Below are 22,076 nucleotides of genomic sequence, written 5' to 3' on the forward strand. Positions count from 1 at the left end.
GAGGCCCAACTAGGTCGCAGTTGTTGTCGTTTTGGGGGCCCATAACGACAACAACTGCGAGTCAGTTGGGCGGGGTGGTGCTTATGCGCCGAACTTGGGGGTGTGTACCGCGCCGAGGCTGATGTGGACCGCCTGCTGGTCGGTGTAGAAGTCGATGGAGCGGTAGCCGCCTTCATGGCCCAGCCCGGAGGACTTGACGCCACCGAACGGGGTGCGGAGGTCCCGGACGTTGTGGCTGTTGAGCCACACCATGCCGGCTTCAACGTTCTGGGAGAACGTGTGCGCCCGGGTCAGGTTCTGGGTCCAGATGTACGCGGCCAACCCGTACTTGGTGTTGTTGGCCAGGGCGAGTGCTTCGTAGTCGTCCTCAAACGGCGTAATGGCAACAACGGGGCCGAAGATTTCCTCCTGGAAGATCCGGGCGCCGGGCCCGACGTCGGCAAACACCGTGGGTGCGATGTAGTTGCCTTCGGGGAGGTGGTCGGGGCGGCCGCCGCCGGCCAGGAGCCGGCCCTCGGATTTGCCGATCTCCACGTAGGAAGCCACTTTTGCGTAATGCTCCGGGTGGACCAGTGCGCCCACCTGGGTCCGGGGATCGTGGGGATCGCCCACCACGATGTTCCTGGCCCGGGCGGCGTACTTTTCGCAGAATTCGTCGTAGATGGGTCGTTCCACGAGGATGCGGGAACCGGCGGTACAGCGCTCGCCGTTGAGGGAAAACACCCCGAACAGGGCGGAGTCGATCGCGGCGTCCAGGTCCGCGTCGGCGAACACCACGCAGGGTGACTTGCCGCCGAGCTCCATGGACAGGCCCTTGAGGTGGGTGGCGGCGTTGCGGAAAATGGTCTGGCCGGTGGTGGTTTCACCGGTGAAGGAGATCAGCGGGACGTCCGGATGTTTCACCAGCGCGTCGCCTGCTTCCTCGCCGAGGCCGTTGACCAGGTTGAAGACGCCGTCCGGGAGTCCAGCATCCTTGAAGATCTGCGCCCACAGCGACGCCGAGAGCGGGGTGAACTCAGCCGGTTTAAGGACCACGGTGTTGCCGGTGGCCAGGGCGGGCGCGAGCTTCCAGGACTCCAGCATAAAAGGGGTGTTCCACGGCGTGATCAGGCCGGCCACACCAATGGGCTTGCGGTTCACATAGTTGATCTGGGCACCCGGGACCTTCATGGCGTCATCGAACTGGGCCACAATCAGGTCAGCGAAGAACCGGAAGTTCTCCGCCGCGCGCAGGGCCTGGCCTTTTGCCTGGGTGATGGGCAGGCCGGTGTCAAACGTCTCAAGTTCCGCCAGGCGGGACTCCTGGGCCTCGACGGCGTCGGCGATCCTGTTGAGGATGCGGGCGCGTTCGCGTGGCTTCATCCTGGGCCACGGGCCGTTCACAAAGGCGTCACGGGCGGCGGCCACGGCCAGGTCGATGTCTTCCTTCTGCCCGGCCGCTGCGGTGGCGTAGTTGGTGTTGGACACCGGGTCCAGGACATCGAAGGATGCCCCACCTACGGAATCAACAAACCGGCCATTGATGTAGTGCTGGATGTGGCCGGGCAGGTCCTGGGGGACGTAATGCGTGGCTGTGGTTTGTGCAGGAGTCGTCATCGTTGAGGTCCTTGTCCGTTGGTCAGTGGTTTGTTTGGGCCAGGTAGGCATCAAGGGTGGTGGAGCGGTGCAGGCGCGCGGCCCTCTCGATGGTGTCAGCACCGGCGCCGGATGCAATCAGCTGCAGGAGGGCCTCGTGTTCAGCCACGGAGTCGTGGGCGCGGCCGGGGACGAAGCGGAACGTGGAGGACCGGAGGGAGGCCAGCCGGTTCCAGCCGCGGTGCACCAGGTCCAACAGGTGCGGGTTGGGGCAGGATTCGAACAGGATGCTGTGGAACGTCTGGTTGAGGGCGGTGAACCGTAGGGGATCAAAATGGTCCAGGCAGTCGCGCATCTCCGCGTTGACGGCCCGGGCCCGGTCAATGGCGGCCGGTCCGATCAGCGGGGCTGACAGCGCCGTGGCCGCGCCTTCAACGATGCTCAGCGTCTGCATGGTGTAGAGGTATTCGGTGGGGTCGATGCCGGCAACCGTTGCCCCGACGTTCCGAACAAATGTCACCAGGCCCTCTGCTTCAAGCCTGCGGATGGCCTCGCGGACAGGAACCACACTGACGCCCAGGTCTTCGGCGATCTTGGCCAGCACCAGGCGGTAGCCGGGGGAATAGGTGCCGTCCACGATCCGGGCTTTGACGGCCTGGTAGGCCTGTTCGGATTTGCTGGCCGTGGCCACGCCGTCAGGCATGGGGCGCGCCCGCTTCCCGTTCCTCGAAGCGGGACTGCCAGGCGGCGTTCATCGGGTAGAGCCCGTCAACGCTGTGTCCCTGCCCCACCATCTCGAAAATAAAGGCTTCCTCCCGTTCCTGCCGGATGCAGTCGTCCGCGAGCTCCGCGGCGATGGCAGGCGGGATCACCAGGATGCCGTCCGCGTCCGCCACAATGATGTCGCCGGGCTGGACGGTGGCGCCGCCGCAGGCGATCGTGATGTCCGTATCCCAGGGGACGTGCCGCCTGCCCAGGACTGCCGGGTGCGGGTTGGCGAAGTAGGTGGGCATCTCCAGGCCGGCCACGGCTGTAAAGTCGCGGACGCCGCCGTCGGTAATGATCGCGGCCGCGCCCCGCACCTGGGCGCGGAGGGCCAGGATATCGCCGACGGTGCCGGTGCCCTTTTCGCCGCGGGCTTCCATCACGAGGATCTCGCCTTCGTTCACGGAGTCGATGGCCTGCTTCTGGGCGTTGAACCCGCCGCCGTGGGCCTTGAAGAGGTCCTCGCGGTTGGGCACAAAACGGAGGGTCCGGGCCAGGCCCACCACCTTGCGGTCCGGGCGGGTGGCCTGGAGCCCGTCAATGCTCACGTTGTTGAGCCCGCGTTTGCGCAGCTGCGAGGACAGGGTGGCGGTGGCCACCTGTTCCAGCTTCGCCTTCAATCCCGGGGTCAATACGGTTGCCGGAGCCGGGATTCCGGCCGCTTCGCGGGAACCATACGCTTCCTCGCGCTGCCGGTCGTCGGTTTTTGGCCCCGCACCAAAGTCGGCGAACGGCTCAGTGCCTTCCACAACGCGGGTGGCCAGCCGGCCGGTGGTGAGGGCGACGCCGGCAGCACCCGCCGCCGTCGTACTGACCTCAACCTCGAGGACGTCCCCCGGTACGGCGACGGAGGCGCCGGCAGGCGTGCCGGTGAGGATGATGTCGCCCGCCTCAAGGGTCAGCAGCTGGGACAGGTCCGCCACAAGCCGGGCGAAAGGGAAGAGCAGATCCTCCGTGGTGTCGTCCTGGACGGGGTTGCCGTTATGCCAGGTGCGGACGCGGAGTCCGGCGGGGTCGACGGCGGCCGCTGGGAGCAGTGCCGGGCCCACGGGGGTGAAGCCGTCCCCGCCTTTGGAACGGAGGTTCGAGCCTTTGTCGGCGTACCGGAGGTCGTAGACACCGAGGTCGTTGCCTGCCGTGACCCATTTGACGTGGCTCCAGGCGTCCTCGAGGCCGACGCGGCGTGCGGGCGTGCCGATGATAAGCGCGATTTCGCCTTCGAAGCCGAGGAGTTCGCAGCCGGCGGGTCGTTCCACGCTGCTGCCGGACAGCGCCAGCGAGCTGGCTGGTTTGAGGAAATATGAGGGCTGGGCGGGGGTCCGGCCCCGCTGGGCCGCGCGGCTGGGGTAGTTGATGTGCACCGCGATGACCTTGCGGGCGCCGGCCAGCGTGTGGTCCGTGACCTGTTCCAAAAGCTGCTCCTCATCGAGTACGAAATCGTATACGAAAGAGTATTGCGCCGGGAGGGGTCGCCGTCAAGGCCTATTTTGCAGTGCTTGAAACGGCCTCGGCGCGTGGCGTACAGTTCTGGAGCAACATAGGATTTTCGATTATGGAATTTCTTGTTCGATTATCGAACAGCCCCGGTTAACCGCCGGCCACACAACGGAGTGAGGAAAGTACATGCAGTTCCACCACCACGGCTACGTTTCCGGTGACCCGCGGATCCAACCAGCGGCGGGCGTGGGCCTCGACCGGCCTGCGGGGCTTCCTGACCACGTGGATGTCCTGATTGTCGGCACCGGCCCGGCGGGAATGCTCGCCGCCGCACAACTTTCGCAGTTCCCGGGCATCACCACCCGCATCGTTGAGCGCAGGACCGGCCGACTGGCAATCGGCCAGGCGGACGGCATCCAGGCGCGGAGCGTGGAAACCTTCCAGGCGTTCGGCTTCGCGGAGCGCATCATCGCCGAGGCCTACCGGATCACGGAGATGGCGTTCTGGAAGCCGGACCCTGCGGACCACTCCCGGATTGTCCGCGCCGCCAGGGCGGTGGACGACGGGATGGGCATCAGCGAATTCCCGCACCTGATCGTCAACCAGGCCAGGGTGCTGGACTACTTCGCCGAGGTCATGGCCTTTTCGCCGGCCCGGATGAGCCCCGACTACGGCTACGAATTCCGTTCGCTGGACGTGGCGGACGACGGCGAGTACCCGGTGAGCGTGACCCTGCTCTGTACGGCCGGCCCGGAGGAGGGGAAGGAGCGCACGGTCCACGCCAAATACGTGGTGGGCGCGGACGGTGCAAGGAGCAAGGTCCGTGAAGCGATCGGCTGCAGCCTGGCCGGCGACCAGGCGAACCATGCCTGGGGCGTGATGGACGTCCTGGCCGTCACCGATTTCCCCGATATCCGCACCAAGTGCGCCATCCAGTCCGGCTCAGGCGGCAGCATCCTGTTGATCCCACGCGAGGGTGGCCACCTGTTCCGGATGTACGTTGACCTGGGCGAGGTGGACCCGGCCACGCACGGCAGCGTCCGGAGCACCACCATCGAGCAGATCATTGCCAAGGCCAACGGGATCCTCCACCCGTATACTCTCGACGTCCGCAACGTTGCGTGGCACAGCGTCTACGAGGTGGGGCACCGGCTCACGGACAGGTTCGACGACGTCCGGCCTGAAGACCTCGGCAGCCGCACCCCCCGCGTATTTATCACCGGGGACGCGTGCCATACCCACAGTGCCAAGGCCGGCCAGGGCATGAACGTGTCCATGCAGGACGGTTTTAACATCGCCTGGAAACTGGGCCACGTCCTGGAGGGTCGCAGCCCGGAAAGCCTCCTGTCCACCTATTCGGCCGAACGCCAGGTGGTGGCCAGGGACCTCATCGACTTCGACAGGAAATGGTCCACCCTGATGGCCAAAAAGCCCGAAGACTTCGAGGACCCGACGGAACTGGAAGATTTCTACGTCAGCACCGCGGAGTTTCCGGCAGGGTTCATGACCCAGTACGCACCGTCCATGCTGGTGGCCGCGCCGGAACACCAGGACCTCGCCACCGGTTTCCCCATCGGCAAGCGCTTCAAGTCCGCGCCCGTGGTCCGCGTCTGCGACACCAACCCCCTGCACCTCGGGCATCACGCCAGGGCGGACGGCCGCTGGCGGATCTATGTCTTCGCGGATGCCGCGACGCCGGGTGCCGACTCACCGTTGGCGGACTTTGCCGCGTGGCTGGAATCCGCAACCGACTCGCCGCTGGCCGCGACGCCGTCGGGCGCTGACGCCGACGCCTGGTTCGACGTGAAGGTGATCTACCAACTGGCGCACCCTGACATCAACATCTCCGCGGTCCCCGCCGTGTTCAAACCCACGGTGGGGCCATTCCGGCTGACCTACCTGGAGAAGGTCTTCGCTGTGGACCCCCAGGCTGATATTTTCGACCTGCGCGGCATCAGCCGCAGTGGCGCCGTGGTGGTGGTCCGGCCCGACCAGTACGTGGCGGATGTCCTGCCACTCGAGGCGACGGCCCGGCTTGCCGCCTTCTTTGCGCCCCTTCGGCCGGCCCGGCAGGAGTTGGCGGGCCGGGGCTAGCCCGGTACTGCTAGCTGGCGGCCGTGGGGGCCTGCACCAGGCCCGAGCCCACGTCCACCGGATCCGTGCCGGCCTTGAGTGGCTTGAACGTTCCCGAGGCAATGAGTTTGGCCTGCAGCAGGACCGGGCTCAGCGGTCCCTGGGCGAGGAGCCGTTCGGCCCAAAGCGCCGCCACGCCGGCCACATGCGGGGTGGCCATGCTGGTGCCGCTGATGGTGTTGGTTCCCCCGTTCAGCCAGGAACTGAAGACCCCCACGCCGGGGCCGGCAACCGTTGCCATGGTGTTGGAGAACGGTGCGACGGTGAGCCCGCCGGCGCCGTCCGCCAGGGCTGCCACGGACGTGATCCCGTAGGCCGCTGCGGGCGGGGCAACGTTGATTTCATAAGCCGGCTGGCCCAGCCGTTCACTTTCGTTGCCGGCCGCTGCCACCACGATGGTGGTTTGTGCCACCGACGCGCGGGCGTTGAGGAGGTTGGCGATCTGTTCAAAGAGCCGCACGTTGGCGCGGTAGCCTTCGAGGGCGATCGAGGTGGCTGCCGGGATTGAGAGGCCGTTGTTGTTGACGAGTTCGTCCACCCATCCGGGGAAGTCCATGCCCAGCGACATGGAGATCACATTGGCGCCGTTGTCCGCAGCCCACAGCATGGCTGAGGCCAGGATGTCGCTGGTGCCACCGTTGGGGCCGCCCAGGACCTTGCCGATCAATGCCTTCTGGACGCCAGGGGCCACTCCGATCCGCTGGCCGCCGAGGTCACGGCCGAAGATGGTTCCGGCGCAGTGCGTGCCGTGGCCGTTGTCGTCTTCCGCGCTGCCGGCGCCGGTGAAGTCCTTGGTGACCAGGTCCACTCCCGTAAACGCGGGATGGTCGGCATCGATGCCTGTATCAATGACGGAGACCACCACGCCGGCTCCGGTGAAGGGCGAGGTGTCTGCGCCGACGGCCTTGACGCCCCACGTCGCGGCGGCGGCCGTTGCAGCATCGGCGGCGAGAGGTTCGATGAGCTTCATGGGCATCGCCGGAGCAAACCCCAGGACGGTAGGGTCCTTTTGCAGCGCACTGATGGTGGCGCCGGAAGGATACCCGGCCGTTTCCACGCTCATGCCGGCGGCCCGTTCGGCCACGTTCTGGGCCGCGGATTCCAGCCCCCGCGCCCCTGGTCCGTCGAAAGGGTCGCGGGTGGCACGCAGGGCGGGCGCCCGCAGGATAATGATTTTCCGGGACAGTGATTCTGGCATCGTAATCTCCTTTTGCCGCGGCTTCCGGCAGCGGCCAAATGGCGCCCGTTGAGTGGGGCCGTAAATGCAGGGGCCGGCGATAATGGCCGGAGCAAGGAGCGGGATAATTCCCGGACATGGGGCTGCGCAGGTATATCAATGTAAATGCAATAAATATTATCCGGGGGCCACTTTGCTGTCAATGAATTTGCAGCCCACGGGAGCGCGGCGTTATTGCGGCAGTTTCATCGATTCTGGTTTCGGAGTTCCGGTAACGGCCCAGTAACGCTGGCTGGATAAAGTTCGGCCAAATGCCCCGGAAGGGCGGCTGGAATGTCTGAAGCCCAGGAAAAGCAAATACGTGTTGCCAATGGCTGGCAAAGCCAGATTCTCACCAGGATCACGTCCATGGCCGCCCTGGCGGAATGGGTGAAGTCCGCCGGCGGTGTTGCCGGGCAGGAGGCACCGGCGCCACCCGGCGCAGCTGCCCTGGACGAAGGCATCAGCCGGCACCTGAACGCAGCCAGGCGCATTGCCCAGGCCGGCCGGCGAGGTGGTGCGCGGCGGGCAGCGCAGGTGGAGTCCGCGCTGGCAAACCTGCAGGCTGCCGATGAACTGCTCCTCCGGAGGGCCCCGATCGACTACGTCAAAGGCCGCCTGCCGGACATCCACTCGGACGTATGCAAGTACCTTGACGAGCACGATCCGCGCCGGATCCGGGTGGAAACCCTGGTCCGGTTCCGGGCGTCCGGGGATCCGCCCCTGACGGAAGAGCACCGTGAACTGGTGATCGTGGCCGTGGCTGCCGCTCATTCCCACTCACGGCAGGTCTACGCCCAGGCCAGGAGCTTCCAGTCCCTGATCCTGGCCTCTGCTGCAGCCTTGACGCTGTTGGCGCTGCTGCTGGGGCTCTGGGGTGTCAGGTCTCCCACGGACCTTGCGCTGTGTTTCAGCCCGGACCAGAAAATCGTCTGCCCCACCAACGAAACCCGGTTCGAAGCGGCCAATCCGGTCCCGCCGGGCACGGACGTGGACGAGGTGGTCAGTGCCCAGGCCGGTGCAGGCGATATCTTCCTGGTGGAGTTTGTGGGCCTCCTGGCCGCTGCCGTCTCGGGCTCAGCCTCGCTGCGGAAGGTTTCCGGCACCTCGACCCCTTACCACCTGCCGCTGTGGCTGGCGCTGATCAAACTGCCCACGGGTGCCTTGACCGCTGTCCTGGGGCTGATGCTGATGCGGGGTGGTTTTGTTCCCGGCCTGACGGCCCTGGACAATTCACCGCAGATCCTTGCGTGGGCTGTGATTTTTGGTGCCGGCCAGCAGTTGGTCACAGGAATTGTTGACCGGCAGGCGCACAGCGTCCTGAATAATGTCAGTGGAAAACCCCATGGTGAGGCGCAACGCCCGGCTGTTGAATAACGCGATGTGGACGCTTTGTTCGAATTGGCGGCAATTTTCGGGTGCGCTACTCGCTTTCCCGAATGCTTTTCCTTAGGCGGAGAGAACCTCGCCGTTTATTCGGGCGGGTCATCCGCAGTTTGCTGGTGGCCCGTTCGGGTGACGGGGACGGCACCCGCCTGCTGGACATTAACGGTTTGGACGTCGGAGGCGGCTGCTCCCGAAGCGCCGGGACTGTCGAGTGCTGTAAAGGGCCGGAACGTTGTCCTGGTGGTGACGGCAGATGTTCCCAGGATCTGCAGCAGCACCGAGGTCATGGTGAACATGTCCTCGTCCAGTCCGCCGTGGGTGGTGGCGCTGGTCCGTCCGCTCACCGGGTTCTGGCTGGGTGACCAGAAGAACTTCGCAAGGCGGTCCCTGGCCAGTGCGGTGAGGGATGCCGATTCGCTGACGTGGCGCTGCAGCCCCACCAACGGCGTTTCACCGCCGCTTTCCAGTCCTCGGGAAACCAGGTAAAGCAGGGACTTCTGGTAGATGTTCAGGGGACCGGCGCCCACCACATCGTCCAGTTCGGAAGCCTCGCTCAGCCCAAAAGAGGTGAACTTTTCCACCTGATGGGTCTGCAGCGCCGGCATCACCAGCCTTTCGAAGTCATCGATCCGGATGGCAGGTCCCAGCCAGCACAGGGATGCCACCGGTATCTGCTCCGCCTGGAGCCGGGCCAGCATATGGGCCGTGAAGATGGCGCCGGCACTGTGGGCCACCAGATGCACCTCCACGGGCACCGGGGCCACTTCGTCAAGGTAGGCCCGGAGCCTGCTGACCACCAGCGAAGCCCCCGGCAGGTTCTCCATGGCGGCACTGTCCACCGGATTCCAGGAGACGGGACCAGGCAGGTTCCCGGATGACCTGGTGGCGTTTTCCTTCATTTCGGCCCACATCCAGGCGAGCCGGGAGTGCGCGATTTTTTCGACCAGCCGGTCCACCTGTTCCACCAGGTCGAAGCCAAGCCCGCCGAAGGGAATCAGGCCGCCGGTGACGTCCCGGAGGTGGTTAGTGAGGGTTTCGATCGGGCCGCTTTGCCAGGCGAAGCTCACTGGGTAGACCCTGTTGTTCAGCCACCAGTTGAGCTGGGCCTGCGCCACCCGCAGTCCGCCTTCCTCGTCCACGAGTCCGCCGTGCGCGTAGAAAACGATCCGCCGTGGCACCGCGTCGGCGCCGCCGGCAGCGGCCTGCTGCCAGGCTGAATGGCTGGCGGCCATTGCCTGGAAGATCCGGTCAATCTGCCCGCCGGTGCTGATGAAACGCCCGCTGGTGGAGAGCCGCCCTTCGTTGCTCAGGTTAACCACATGGTCCTTGAGCCGTTCCAGGTCAGGTCCGGGCCCCTGCGCGAGGCCGCCTGTGGTCGCTGTGACCACCTTGGTTACGCCATGCAGGTTGAGCACCGACGGAACGCCCGGCCGGGCAACCCAGGCGTCGTAAGCGGAGGTGAGCCAGTCCTCATAGGGCAGGGTGGCAAAGCCGTGGCCGCCCCAGTTCTTTCCCCAGCTGTTCTGCACCAGGAAGCCAACGTCGTTGTATCCGACGATCGAGAAGGCGTGGCCGCCCAGCTGGTCCACTTTGTCGGGCCGGCTGATGCGGTAATAGCTGGTTCCGTCGTCGCGGTGTTCCAGCGTTGGGTTAAGCCAGCCGGAGTGGACCCTGGCGGACGCCGCCACCGCGTTGAGCTCCGTGATGGCCGACTGCATGTCGTCCAGCCGGAAGGCGTTGACCCGGTAAAACGCACCCAGCGGATGTTGCAGGGCCTTTGCGGCCAGGTCCGGGTGCAGGTCGATCTGTGGATCCGCGGCCAGGGATGGCCAGTCCTGTTCCGGGAGCACCCCGTGGTAAAACCAGCCTTTGAGCGCGCCGCGCAGGGAGGAGCCCTCGTCGCCGTCGCCGGCAAACTCGTCGTAGCGGCGTGCCAGGCTGTAGATCATGTAGGGGCTGACCCGGATGGGGTCCGGTCCTGCGGCGAGGACCGTGTTGATCATGGCAGCAACCGCGTGTCCCGTGCAGGAGCTTCCCACTTGGGTCAGGACAAAGTGCTGCCCGGGCCGGGCGTCCATTGCATGGGGCAGCGGTTGCAGTCGCGGGCGGTACTCGAGGTCGCGCTGATCGAAGACATCAGGCACCACATCGGTAAGGAATGTGTGGCCTGAAACCGAAACCAGGCCAGGCCGGGGTGGCAGGGGCACGGACGTTCCCTCCTCGCAATGACAGGCGTGAGCTACTTGGCCTTTGCCCGGCTGCGGCTGCCGCTTTCCGGTGGCAGGTCCACAAGCGGCGACGGCCCCGGCGCTTCGTCGGCTGCCGGTCCGAAGGACCCTGGCGGTGCCGGCGCGGGCGCCTCCGCGTCGCCGGACGAGCCGGACGAGCCGGCAGGCAGCTGGTCCAGGGGGAGCGGAGCGGGTGCCCCGCCCGGATCCTGCGCGTCGGCCGCCGCCGCGCCGGAGGTGCCTGGGCCCCCGATCGAGGCGGGTGCCGGTGCGGCCCCCGCGTCGCCGGCGCCCTTGACGCTGGCCGCCGGGTCCAGGGAGATATTGATCGTGATGTCGTTGGGCATCGGAGTTCCCCCGTCGGCTACAAGTAAACCTGGGTGATGTTTTTGGCTGCGTCCAGCACAACGTAGGCCTGCTTGCCGTTTGCCCTCGCAGTGATGAGCAGCAGATGCACGTTGGTCACGCCGTCGGCGGCGTTGGGCAGGATCTTGTGCCAGGCGCCGTCCACGGCGAGAAGGGCCCAGGCGTTCTGGGCATGGTGGGTGGTGAAAATCTGGTTGATCAGGGTCCACATGGTCGGTTGGTTCCTCTGCGTAGGTGGGCGGGTCAGAGATAGGTCTGGAAGACGGTGGTGGTGTCGGCGTTGACAGTGACTCTCAGGTTTTTGCTGCGTGCCACGGTGAAGACGGCCAGCATGTTGGTGACGCCGTCCGGGGCTCCGGTCTGGATCTTGCGCCAGCCGAGGCCGGAGAGGCTTGCCCAGCCGTTCTGGCCATGGTGGGTGGTGAACACGCTGTCAACCGCCAGGGCGGAGTACCACTGCGCCCCCGTAGCCCTGGTTTTGACGGTCATGGCGGCGCCCACGGCGGAGACCTGCTCGATGTCCAGGCCGGAGGCGGTGCCGTCCCACCAGTTGCTGGCCGGGGTTGTTGCAGGGCCGAACGTGGCCGCCGCCCCGCCGTACAGGTCCTCAACGTCGCCGCCGTTGACCCTGCGCTCAAGGTCGAACCGGTTGTCGGCCTGTTCCAGCGAACACTCGTAGTGCTTGGCCGCCGTCATTTGTTCGTTGCTGTTGTTGCCGTTCACGTCGACATGCCAGATGGCCAGGCCGGCGTCGGGAAGCGCCGCGTCCCGGCCGGACTGCTGCCGGTTTTCGATAATGAAGTACTCGGCGGCGTTCCTGGCGTGGATCAGGAAGTCGTTCCTGCCGGCCTCGACGGTGGTAGTGGTACCGGCGGCAAGGGTGGTGACGTTGGAGGACCATCCGGCGGCGTGCTTGAGGTAGGCCTCCACCTGGGTGGGGTTTTTGTCCTGGCCACCGAAGCACATCAGCGAGTAGTGCCCGATGCCGTTTCCCACATTAACGGCGTCGTAATCGTAGAGATCCGGGAAATCGCACACCATGTGCCCGTTCTCGTGGCAGAAGGTCCGCAGGGTCAGCTGGCTGCCGAGATCGGTGATCTGGTAGTCGGAGAACCGGCGGCCGCCGCCCACGGAGTACGTGCTGGCGAGCGCCCATGAGTGGGGCCACAGGCCCTGCGACCAGGCGTTGGACCTGCTCCCGGCGTAGAAGACGCTCAGCGCCTGGATGAAGTTTCCGGAGTCAACGGTGAGGTGCGAGAAGTCGAAACCGCTGGCCACCAGGCTGTCCAGGGCTTCCCGGATCAGTTCCTGCGCGCGGGTGCCGTAGGCGACGGCAGGATCCGTGTAGTAGGTGCGTGCGTGGGCTGCCCGGTAGTAGGCGGCCACGTGGTTCCGGTACCGGAGCTTTCCATCAGATACGTCCCGGAAGTAGTCAAAGGCCGACCCGTTGTTCCCGAAGCCGGAGTAGCCGGCCTTGTTGCAGAAGTCATCCACTTCCTGCCGGCTGATGGACTGGGGGAAGTCGGAGAAATCAATGAGCAGGACCAGGCCCAGGTAGTCGCCTGTGGTGCTGCCCGACGGCGGCGCAGCGCCGGGCCCGTCCGGCCCGGCTTCCTGCTGCAGTCCCGGCGGCTGCTGCGCGTTGCGGCGTGCCTGTTCTTCCTGCCGCCGCTGCATCCACCGGGGGACGGGCCCCATGGCGCTGCGGGCCTGGCCGGCCCGGATGCGGCTTGCCACGCGGGTGACCCGCAGGTGTTTGGGGATGGCGAGGGTTTCCGGATCCACGGTTCCCACCCGGCTGCCACCGGCAACCAGGGATTCGCCGCCACCTTCCGGTGTTGCATATTCAAAGTAGCCGTCAGCGGCCTGGACCACGGTGTAGCCGTCGAGTGTCTCGAAGACGGCCTCAAACTGGTTTCCCCACCCCCGCAGGGTCACTTCCGAGCCATCAGGATTCCCGAAAGTGAAGACTTCACCCACAAATGGACTTGGCATGTCCAAACCTCTCTCAACAACTCCGCTATGGACGGCCGGATCCTTCGACCCGGTTTACCCTGACCGTCCCAGCGCGGTTGAGCATCGCGCCGTGCGCCAAACTGCAGGCTTTCCGCCGCACGATGCACGATGCACTTCGCACGGTAGTGGGGCGGCGTTATCGCAGCGTTACCGGGTTTCAGGCCGCCGCCGGCGCGATCCCTGATAACGGCGCAGTAACACCCGCCTTCATATGGTGGCGGCACCGGTCTCTGGTCCGGGGGGCGCTGCTTGCGGACTGCTCCCCATGGCAATCAACGAAGGATGCACCATGGAAAAGATAACAACCGAGACCGACAGGGTCCTGGAGCAGCTTGTCGCTGCGCGGCGCGAGGAGGTTGTGGGCCTGCAGAAGACCCAGGCCGACCGGCTGCAGCAGATTGAGCGGACCGGGCAGCAGCGGCTGTCGGATCTGCGCGAAAGCCTGCCCAAGGACATCGCGGCCGTCCTGCAGAACCAGGACACTTACAACGAGGACCAAACGGCCCAGACGGAAAAGCTGGCCGGCGACATGCGCCGGGAGATGGCGGAGGCCGAACCGCTGGCCACCGGCACGGGACTGCATCCGGGCGCCGGGCAGGGGAGCCTGGGTGCAGGGGCTGCGGCCGTGGGATGGCTGACGCCGTACTACGCCACCCTCCACGGATCAGACGGAACCGTGTACTGGCAGGGCTACAACCCGGGGCAGCTCGACACCTGGCTGTCGGCCAGTGGGTCCGGTTCCGGCCTGTTTGGAACGGGGGCGGGATCGTTCACTGTCTACATTGACTGGTGGTTCACGTTCCGTGCACCGGAAAACCGCAACTACGCCCACACCATCTACATCCCGTTCAACGGCTTCCACATTGTCCGCTCTGACGACGGCTTCTGGGACTCCAAGGAGGCAAAAGTCAGGATCGACCTGTCCGCCGTCGGCTACCAATACAACTACAAGGCTACCGGCTCCACCAACGTGCTGGATATCTCCGATGACAACATCAACGTCAACGACCGGTTCGACGGCTGGCGGACCATGTACTACTCGGACCTGCTCGGCGCGGACCAGGCCTACCTGCGTGCCAGCGCGTCCCTGTACGTTTATGCACGCGGCGGCGGCTCCCACGCCCAGCTGAACTTCAGCGACGGGAACGCCAACTACCTGGGCGTGCCGTGGGTTTACGTCACGTGATGAGCGGCCGGCTCCGGCGCTGATGGCCTGTTCCGTAACGGGCGGTGGACCGGCGGCCGCGGGGTTGCCGGTCCACCGCCCGATCTTCAGCAGCTGCTTCTGAGCCCGCTCGGAAGCGGGTGGCGGGGTCCCGCGCCACCCAGGATTCAAGGAGAAGACCATGGCTAAACAGGATGTGCCCCCGGTTTGCAGCGTCAAAGCACGGATTCCCCGGCCGATGCCGCCCGGCTTGCCCGGGGACCGGATGGAGCTCATCCGGACATTCGCCACCAAATGGGTCAACGGGACCATCCTGCACTACTGCTTCCAGGGCGGACCCGAAGCGCAGCAGGAGGCAGTCCGCAAGGCGTTCACCGAGTGGAAGAACCTCGGGATCGGCCTCGAGTTCCGGGAGGTGCAGGACCGGAGCGAGTCGGAGGTCAGGATCGGGTTCGCCCAAAACGACGGGTCGTGGTCCTACGTGGGTACCGACGTCCTGTCGATCGGGATGGCACAGGCCACCATGAACTTTGGCTGGGATTTGACCACCGACTATGGCCGCACCACGGCGTTGCACGAGATCGGCCACACCCTGGGCATGCCCCACGAGCACCAGAACCCCTTCACCGGCATCGTTTGGGACGAACCGAAGGTTTACCAGTACTTCGGCGGCAGCCCCAACTTCTGGTCCAGGGACCAGACCTTCAACAACGTGCTGCGGAAAATCGACGCCGCAGAGGTTGAAGGCTCCAACTGGGACCCTGACTCCGTCATGGAATACTGGTTTCCGGCCGGCCTGATTGTCCAGCCGGCGAAGTACCACGAGGGGCTGCGGCCGCCGGGCGGGCTGTCCCCGGCGGACAAGGAGTGGATCCTGAAGTTCTATCCCACCATTGAGAACGGCTTCGCCCGCCTCGAACCATTCGCGTCCGTCCCGCTGACGCTTGGCCCGGGCGACCAGGCAAATTTCCGCATCGAGCCGTCCGAGTCCAGGACGTACACAATCGGCACTTTCGGCAACGCCGATGCCGTACTGGTTCTTTTTGAGGAGGTGGATGGGCAACTCCGTTTCCTGGCCGGAGACGACGACAGCGGCGAAGAACGCAATGCCCAGGTGTCAGTCAAGCTGTTCCAGAACCGGAAATATGTGGTGCGGGTCCGCCTTTACTGGTCCGGCGGCAGCGGCACCACGGCCGTAATGTATTGGTAGCCAAGGGCGGGCCTTACCGCGACACGCGGAGAGTTAATAGAGACCATTGACAGGGCGCCCCCCGGCGGAGAAAAGTCGTTGCTACAACGGATCCGGCCCTTCCAACCACGCCGGATTGTTTGGGGGTACCCATGGGCAACGGCGACGACATCCCTGGCTATTGTCTGGACCTTCTGCAGGCCTGGCAGCTGCGCTGCGACACCACGGAGGTGCACCTCGCAGTCCGCCAGCAGCGGCTCGTTACCGCCCTGGCCATCTGCGGGCCGCGTCCCCGCCCGTATCTGGTGGGCCTGCTCTGGCCGGAATGCCGCGAGTCGCGGGCCCTGGAGAGCCTCCGGGTGAGTGTGCACCTGGTTTCGCGGCAGGCGCCAGGCCTGCTGGTCAACGGCGGCCGGGTGCTGTCGCTGAGCAAAGGGGTCGACGTCGACCTGCACCGGGTGCGTGCGCAGATTCTGGAGCTGGGCCGTTCGGGAGTCAACGGCAACGCAGCCGCCAGTCTGCACCAGCTGCGCGGGGCGGACCTGCTCCCCGGCTGGTACGACGACTGGGTGCTTTTTGAACAAAGCAGGCTGCGGCACGACCGGCTGCACGCCTTCCAGATCATCGCCCGCGAGACGCTGGCCCACGGGGATTTCGAGTCGGCGCTGGAAGCCTCCGAGGCCGCCCTCGAACTGGAACCCCTGTACGAGAGCGCCGTGGGTTTGCTCATCCGCGCGGAGAAGCTGCAGGGCAACAACGCCGCCGCCCTGCAGGCATTCAGGGTGTACCGGGCAAAGTTAAAGGCCGATCTGGGCCTGGCGCCATCGGCTGCCCTGGGGCGCCTTATTGCCGACATCTCATAAGTGCTGCCTGCCGGCCGTGCAGCTCAGGTATCCCCGCGGGCCGTGGCCTGGCCCGCAAGCCACTGTCCCACCGTACGCAGCACCTCAGCGGCGTCGGCGCTGTAGAGGGTTTTGGTTTCCCCGCCGGGATCCGTGCTGAATGTCAGCCGTGCGCGGAATCCCTGCGGCTCCTGCCACGTGCTGATCACCAGGGTGCCGGGCAGCGGTGTTGCAGGATTCCGGTCGCCGGTGTGGCCGGCTCCCGGCGGGTGCTGGTCGCTTGGCATGGCAGCCCTCCTGGCGGTCTCGTTGCCTCGATGGTGCCGCACAACCATCAGGAATCAGCCAGCGTTTTACCAAGTCTTTGATCAAGATCGCCCCTGCTCAGCGGCTTGAGGCAGGTCCGGGGAGTGGCTAGCGGCCCACCAGGCCCAGGTGGGTGTCGTTGTACCGGTTGCCCTGCACCCCGATCCGGCGGGCCACGCCGTTAAGGTCTGCCACCTCATCAGCGGACAGCGCCAGGGCGGTGGCGGCAGCATTTTCCACCAGGCGCCCACGACGGCGGGTTCCCGGGATGGGCACGATCCACGGCTGCTGCGCCAGCAGCCAGGCCAACGCAACCTGCCCGGGGGTGGCGCCCCTGACGGCGGCGAGCGCAGTTACGTGGTCCACCAGTGTGTGGTTGGCGGTCCGGTTGCCGCTGGTGAACCGTGGGATGGTGTTCCGGACGTCATCGGTGGAAAACTCGGTGGCGGCGTCAACGGTACCCGTGAGGAATCCCTTGCCCAGGGGGCTGAAGGGAACAAACCCGATGCCCAGTTCCGCCAGCGTGGGCAGGACTTCCGGCTCCGGGTCGCGGGTCCACAGCGAATACTCGCTTTGCACTGCGGTGACGGGGAAGACTGCGTGGGCGGCGCGGATGGTGGCAGCCGAGGCTTCGGAAAGGCCAAAATGACGGACTTTGCCCGCCTGGACGAGTTCGGCCACGGTACCGGCAACGTCCTCGATGGGTACATCGGGGTCCACCCGGTGCTGGTAGAACAGATCGAGGCAGTCCACCCTCAGCCGGCGCAGGGACTCCTCCGCCACCTGCCTGATTCGCCCAGGCGTGCTGTCCAGCCCCACGGATCTGCCGGCTTCGATCCGCCAGCCGAACTTTGTGGCAATGACAACCTGGTCCCGGACCGGTTCCAGCGCCTCACCCACCAGTTCCTCGTTGACAAAAGGCCCGTAGACCTCGGCGGTGTCGAAAAAAGTGACCCCAAGGTCCACGGCGCCGCGCAGTACTGCGATCATCCCGGCGCGGTCCCCGGGGTTGGGGCCGTAGCTTTGCGACATGCCCATGCAGCCCAGCCCCAGTGCAGAAACCTCGAGGCCCTGGCCCAGTGTCCTTGTGTGCATCGTCTCTCCTTCGTCGAACGTTGCAGGCCGGCTAGCCTGCTCCCCAGTCAACACCCCTCCGGGAATGTGTGGGAGGCCCTGCTGGAACGTGTACCGGCAAGGTATCCCTCACGTGGTTGGACAGCCGGCATGCAATGGGGCGGGCCGTCAGGGGGACTTGCGTCGCTGGGGGCTCCTGACCGGCGATACAGTGGACAGCCAGGACCAATCAACAGCAGCCGCCGCACCGCCGGCGGATGCCGGAGGAACCCGCATAGATGCAGACCGTTCAAGCAGCTGACCTTTCCCGCGACGCCGGACAGTTGCCGGCTGACAACCAGGCCACTGCCGGCTTCGTCACTGTCCGGGGAGCCCGGGAAAACAACCTCCGCAACGTGGATGTCGGCGTTCCGCGGGACGCGATTGTTGCCTTCACAGGTGTTTCGGGTTCCGGCAAGTCCTCGTTGGCTTTCGGTACCATCTACGCCGAGGCGCAGCGCCGCTACTTTGAATCTGTTGCGCCCTACGCGCGGCGCCTGATCCAGCAGGGCCACAATCCCAAGGTGGAAATGATCACGGGCCTGCCGCCCGCCGTCGCGCTCCAGCAGCGCCGCGGGACGGCCACGGCCCGGTCCACGGTGGGTACCGTCACCACGTTGTCCAACTCGCTGCGCATGCTTTTTTCCCGTGCAGGCACGTACCCCGCCGGCGCCCGTCCGCTGGATTCGGACGCCTTCTCCCCGAATACCGCGGCCGGGGCGTGCCCCGAATGCCATGGCCTGGGCACCACACACACGGTCACCGAGGACTCGCTGGTCCCGGACCGGTCCCTGAGCATCCGCGACGGCGCCATCGCTGCCTGGCCTGGTGCCTGGCAGGGCAAAAACCTCCGCGACATCCTGATCCATTTGGGCTACGACGTGGATACCCCGTGGCGGCAGCTGGCCAAAAAAGACCGGGACTGGATTCTCTTCACCGCCGAGCAGCCCGTTGTGGAGATCACGCCGCAGCGGGACCGGGTGGCCAAGCCGTACAAGGGCCGGTTCTGGAGCGCCAAAAGCTACGTCCTGCATACACTGGCGGATTCAAAGAGCAACACCATGCGTGAGCGGGCGCTGCGGTTTATGCAGACCGGTCCGTGCGCTGTCTGCGGCGCCAGCGGCCTCACCCCGGAAGCCATGGCCGTCACCTTCGCCGGCCGGACCATCGCCGAACTGAACGCGGCGCCGCTGACCGAACTGGCGGACATCATCCGCCCCACCACACGCGTGAACGACGCCGGGACCGCCTCGCGCCGGCAGGGCACAGGCGAAACCAACGAGGTGGCGGTGACCATCACCCGTGACCTGCTCCAGCGGGTCACGGTCCTGCTGGACCTGGGCCTCGGCTACCTGGGCCTGGGCCGGGCAACCCCCACGTTGTCGCCGGGGGAGGTGCAGCGGCTGCGGATCGCCACCCAGCTCCGGTCCGGCCTGTTCGGCGTGATCTACGTGCTGGACGAACCGTCGGCAGGGCTGCACCCGGCGGACGCCGAAGCGCTTCAGGCGGTCCTGGAGCAGCTCAAGGCGGCCGGCAATTCCGTGTTTGTGGTGGAGCACAACATGGATGTGGTCCGCAGGGCCGACTGGCTGGTGGACGTGGGACCCCGGGCCGGGGAAGGCGGCGGCGAGGTGCTGTACAGCGGGCCGGTGGCCGGCCTGGCCGGCGTAGCGTCATCCGTGACGCGGCCTTTCCTGTTTCCGGCGGAAGCAGGAGCAACGGCCGACGCCGGAACGGGTACCGCCGCGGAGCAGCGCGCCGCGGGTGCCGGCCGGGATGCCTCGGAATGGCTTGAGTTGCGCGGCGTCACCCGCAACAACCTCCGCGGGCTGGACGTCGAGGTGCCGCTGGGTGTGCTGACCGCCGTCACCGGCCTGTCCGGCTCCGGCAAGTCCACGCTGGTCAGCCAGGTCCTGGCCGACGTTGTGGGCCACCGGCTGCACGCTGATGACGGGCCCGCCGAGGGTCTGCTGTCAGCGGCCGGACTGGACCGCATTGACCGTCTGGTGTCGGTGGACCAGAAGCCCATCGGGCGGACCCCGCGCTCCAACCTGGCCACGTACACGGGGCTCTTTGACGCGGTCCGCCGTGAATTCGCCGCCACGGAGGATGCCCGTGCCCGCGGTTACGGTGCCGGCCGGTTTTCCTTCAACGTGGCCGGTGGCCGGTGCGAAACCTGCGAGGGTGAGGGTTTTGTGGCCGTCGAGCTTTTGTTCCTGCCCGGCAGCTATGGGCCTTGCCCGGAATGCCACGGCACGCGGTTCAACCCCGGGACGCTTGAGGTGACGTACCGCGGCGAGACGGTGGCCGGTGTCCTGGGCATGACGGTGGACGCCGCTGCCGGTTTCCTCACCGACATCCCTGCTGCGGCGCGGAGCCTGCAGGCACTGCGCGATGTGGGGCTGGGCTACCTTCGCCTGGGCCAGCCCGCCACGGAGCTGTCCGGCGGCGAGGCGCAGCGCATCAAGCTGGCCACCGAACTGCAGCGGGCCCAGCGGGGCAATACCCTGTACCTCCTGGATGAGCCCACCACCGGGCTGCACCCGGCTGACGTGCAGCTGCTGATGGCCCAGCTGCACAAGCTGGTGGATGCCGGGAACACCGTTGTTGTGGTGGAACACGACATGGACGTGGCGGCCGCCGCCGACTGGGTGATCGACATGGGACCTGCCGGCGGTGACGCGGGCGGCCAGGTTGTTGCGGCCGGAACCCCCGCCCACGTGGCCCGTTCGGCAGCATCCCGGACCGCACCCTACCTGGCGGCCCGGCTGGCTTAGCGCCCTGCCTGCGGTGGCACCGGCCTGTCAGCCGATCGGCCACCACGCGGGCAGCAGTTCGCTGAGGTCCGCCAGGAAATCCCCGGCGGCCCGGGGCGTATCCTCCAGCAACCGCGACTCGAACGCACCCACCACGCCGTAAGCGATGAAGCGGGCCACCATCGCCGCCGGAACCCGGCGGCCGTCCCGGGCGCTGACGGTGATGCCCCTGCTTTCGAGGACCAGCCGCACGGATGCCTCGAAGTGCCCGCCCAGCATGGCGTGCAGCCCGGCAGGACCGGCGTCGGTGTTCAGGCCGCGCCGGTAGATCCTGCGGTGCTGGTCCACGTGCTGGACCACTCCTGCGGTGACTGCGCGGATCGCATCGCCCAGTTCGTTATCCGTCGCTGTAAGGTTCCCGGAGCGCAGGGCGTCCAGCTCCGTCGAGAGCACCTGATGGAGGAGCGCCACCGGTGAGGCGGCGTGCTGGTAGAACGTTGACCTGTTCACCCCGGCAGCAGCGGCCACCTGGGAAGCGGTGAGCGATCCGGCGTCGTGGTCCGCCGCAAGGTCCAGGATGGCCGCGGCGAGGCGCTCCCTGCTGCGCTGAGCCCGGGGGTCCAGCGCGGGTGCCAAGGCGGCGCCCTCCTTCTGCGGCGATGTCATGCAGGTCACACTCCCGGGTGATGTCGGACTCCAGCGGTGGATTTACCGCCAGTCCGAGCGTAGCGTGTCAAGTATCCAACAAGTGTTGGATAGATATCTGAGGCCGGCGGTTGTCCGGCCCATCGGCTGGAAGGAAGCACCATGGCCCGTTTTGACGGTCGCGTCGGCATCATCACCGGAGGGGCCAGCGGCATTGGCCGGGCTTCCGCGGTACGTTTCGCGGCGGAAGGTGGCTCGGTGGTCATCGCCGATGTCCAGGACGGTCCCGCAGCGCAGGTTGTCGCCGGGATCGAGGCCGCCGGCGGCAATGCCCGGGCCATCCACCTGGACGTCACCAGCGAGGCCGGCTGGGCCGACGCCGTGGCCTTCACCCTGCGGGAATTCGGCCGGCTGGACGTCCTGGTTAATAACGCCGGCATCGGCGACAACCAGGCCATTGAAGTCACCAGCCTGGAAACCTACAACAAAGTGGTTGCCGTGACCCAGACCAGCGTGTTCCTCGGTGTCAAGGCCGCATCGGCCGCCCTGAAGGAGTCCGGCAACGGCGCGGTGGTGAACGTCTCCTCCATGTTCGGGATTGTGGGCGGCTTCGGAACGTCCCCGGCCTACGCCGCAGCCAAGGGCGCCGTGCGCACCCTGACCAAAAACACGGCGCTCGGCTGGGCCACGGAAGGCGTCCGCGTGAACTCGGTGCACCCCGGATTCATTGACACGCCCATCCTGGGGGACACCGACCGCCAGTTGCTCACGGAAACCACCCCGATGGCGCGGCTGGGCCGGCCCGAGGACGTCGCAGCGGTCATCCTGTTCGCCGCCAGCGACGACGCTGCGTTTATGACCGGCTCCGAACTTGTGGTCGACGGCGGCTATACCGCCCGCTGATCGCCAAAGCCCCTGCGGATGGCCCGGCACGCTCC

At 66.4% G+C, this 22,076-nt stretch carries 18 protein-coding genes; 7 read left to right on the top strand and 11 right to left on the bottom strand.

Annotation, left to right across the window (positions count from 1 at the left end):
• Positions 1-81: 81 nt before the first annotated feature.
• The 3 genes from hpaE to ACRB8A_RS08765 are packed head-to-tail and all read right to left on the bottom strand — an operon-like array spanning position 82 to position 3,752.
• Positions 82-1,596, bottom strand: coding sequence for a 5-carboxymethyl-2-hydroxymuconate semialdehyde dehydrogenase (gene hpaE, locus ACRB8A_RS08755; RefSeq protein WP_056599862.1), 1,515 nt, complete (start codon positions 1,594-1,596; stop codon positions 82-84).
• A gap of 22 nt (positions 1,597-1,618) precedes the next feature.
• Complete coding sequence (locus tag ACRB8A_RS08760) at positions 1,619-2,278, bottom strand: GntR family transcriptional regulator (protein WP_050685188.1); 660 nt, start codon at positions 2,276-2,278, stop codon at positions 1,619-1,621.
• Positions 2,271-3,752 carry a fumarylacetoacetate hydrolase family protein gene (locus ACRB8A_RS08765; RefSeq protein ID WP_056599865.1) on the bottom strand — a complete coding sequence of 494 codons (1,482 nt, stop codon included), beginning with the start codon at positions 3,750-3,752 and terminating at the stop codon, positions 2,271-2,273. Before ACRB8A_RS08765 ends, ACRB8A_RS08760 begins: the two co-directional genes overlap by 8 nt.
• Before the next feature lie 211 nt (positions 3,753-3,963).
• On the opposite strand from ACRB8A_RS08765, the gene ACRB8A_RS08770 reads away from it, so the two are divergent.
• Positions 3,964-5,871, top strand: a complete 1,908-nt coding sequence (locus tag ACRB8A_RS08770) for an FAD-binding monooxygenase (RefSeq protein WP_285240267.1) — start codon at positions 3,964-3,966, stop codon at positions 5,869-5,871.
• 10 nt (positions 5,872-5,881) lie between these two features.
• Here the strand turns inward: ACRB8A_RS08770 and ACRB8A_RS08775 are convergent, their stop codons facing one another.
• Positions 5,882-7,108: a S8 family peptidase gene (locus ACRB8A_RS08775; RefSeq protein WP_050685185.1), complete on the bottom strand. Its 1,227-nt coding sequence runs from the start codon at positions 7,106-7,108 to the stop codon at positions 5,882-5,884.
• 312 nt (positions 7,109-7,420) lie between these two features.
• On the opposite strand from ACRB8A_RS08775, the gene ACRB8A_RS08780 reads away from it, so the two are divergent.
• Entirely contained in the window at positions 7,421-8,503 is a 1,083-nt protein-coding gene (locus ACRB8A_RS08780) for a hypothetical protein (protein ID WP_056599871.1), read from the top strand.
• 95 nt (positions 8,504-8,598) lie between these two features.
• On the opposite strand, the gene ACRB8A_RS08785 is transcribed toward ACRB8A_RS08780, so the two are convergent.
• Genes ACRB8A_RS08785 through ACRB8A_RS08800 form a run of 4 tightly spaced genes read right to left on the bottom strand, consistent with a single transcriptional unit; the run spans position 8,599 to position 13,101 of the window.
• The gene (locus ACRB8A_RS08785) at positions 8,599-10,719 is read right to left on the bottom strand and encodes a C1 family peptidase (protein WP_432245975.1); all 2,121 of its coding nucleotides are present in this window, start codon (positions 10,717-10,719) and stop codon (positions 8,599-8,601) included.
• A gap of 32 nt (positions 10,720-10,751) precedes the next feature.
• The gene (locus ACRB8A_RS08790; RefSeq protein ID WP_056599875.1) at positions 10,752-11,087 is read right to left on the bottom strand and encodes a hypothetical protein; all 336 of its coding nucleotides are present in this window, start codon (positions 11,085-11,087) and stop codon (positions 10,752-10,754) included.
• Positions 11,088-11,104: 17 nt separating this feature from the next.
• Positions 11,105-11,317: a hypothetical protein gene (locus ACRB8A_RS08795; protein ID WP_056599878.1), complete on the bottom strand. Its 213-nt coding sequence runs from the start codon at positions 11,315-11,317 to the stop codon at positions 11,105-11,107.
• A gap of 32 nt (positions 11,318-11,349) precedes the next feature.
• Entirely contained in the window at positions 11,350-13,101 is a 1,752-nt protein-coding gene (locus ACRB8A_RS08800) for a M6 family metalloprotease domain-containing protein (protein WP_050685180.1), read from the bottom strand.
• 310 nt (positions 13,102-13,411) lie between these two features.
• Here ACRB8A_RS08800 and ACRB8A_RS08805 point away from each other — a divergent pair, with 310 nt between their 5' ends.
• From ACRB8A_RS08805 to ACRB8A_RS08815, 3 genes are all read left to right on the top strand, one after another.
• Entirely contained in the window at positions 13,412-14,308 is an 897-nt protein-coding gene (locus ACRB8A_RS08805; RefSeq protein WP_050685179.1) for a hypothetical protein, read from the top strand.
• 160 nt (positions 14,309-14,468) lie between these two features.
• Positions 14,469-15,497: a M12 family metallopeptidase gene (locus ACRB8A_RS08810; RefSeq protein WP_285240271.1), complete on the top strand. Its 1,029-nt coding sequence runs from the start codon at positions 14,469-14,471 to the stop codon at positions 15,495-15,497.
• 131 nt (positions 15,498-15,628) lie between these two features.
• On the top strand, positions 15,629-16,339 hold the full coding sequence (locus ACRB8A_RS08815) for an AfsR/SARP family transcriptional regulator (RefSeq protein ID WP_050685177.1): 711 nt from the start codon (positions 15,629-15,631) through the stop codon (positions 16,337-16,339).
• A 23-nt stretch (positions 16,340-16,362) separates the two neighbouring features.
• On the opposite strand, the gene ACRB8A_RS08820 is transcribed toward ACRB8A_RS08815, so the two are convergent.
• Together ACRB8A_RS08820 and ACRB8A_RS08825 are read right to left on the bottom strand one after the other, a co-directional pair.
• Positions 16,363-16,605 carry a hypothetical protein gene (locus ACRB8A_RS08820; RefSeq protein ID WP_050685176.1) on the bottom strand — a complete coding sequence of 81 codons (243 nt, stop codon included), beginning with the start codon at positions 16,603-16,605 and terminating at the stop codon, positions 16,363-16,365.
• A gap of 127 nt (positions 16,606-16,732) precedes the next feature.
• Positions 16,733-17,719 (bottom strand): aldo/keto reductase, encoded by a 987-nt coding sequence (locus ACRB8A_RS08825; RefSeq protein ID WP_050685175.1) that lies wholly within the window; start codon positions 17,717-17,719, stop codon positions 16,733-16,735.
• Positions 17,720-17,976: 257 nt separating this feature from the next.
• On the opposite strand from ACRB8A_RS08825, the gene ACRB8A_RS08830 reads away from it, so the two are divergent.
• Positions 17,977-20,514 carry an ABC transporter gene (locus tag ACRB8A_RS08830; protein ID WP_432245976.1) on the top strand — a complete coding sequence of 846 codons (2,538 nt, stop codon included), beginning with the start codon at positions 17,977-17,979 and terminating at the stop codon, positions 20,512-20,514.
• A 27-nt stretch (positions 20,515-20,541) separates the two neighbouring features.
• On the opposite strand, the gene ACRB8A_RS08835 is transcribed toward ACRB8A_RS08830, so the two are convergent.
• Entirely contained in the window at positions 20,542-21,159 is a 618-nt protein-coding gene (locus ACRB8A_RS08835; protein ID WP_050685173.1) for a TetR/AcrR family transcriptional regulator, read from the bottom strand.
• 141 nt (positions 21,160-21,300) lie between these two features.
• On the opposite strand from ACRB8A_RS08835, the gene ACRB8A_RS08840 reads away from it, so the two are divergent.
• Positions 21,301-22,041 carry an SDR family NAD(P)-dependent oxidoreductase gene (locus ACRB8A_RS08840; protein ID WP_056599885.1) on the top strand — a complete coding sequence of 247 codons (741 nt, stop codon included), beginning with the start codon at positions 21,301-21,303 and terminating at the stop codon, positions 22,039-22,041.
• The last annotated feature ends 35 nt before the right edge of the window (positions 22,042-22,076 follow it).

The sequence above is a fragment of the Arthrobacter sp. G.S.26 genome, assembly GCF_050847375.1.
Lineage (GTDB): Bacteria > Actinomycetota > Actinomycetes > Actinomycetales > Micrococcaceae > Arthrobacter.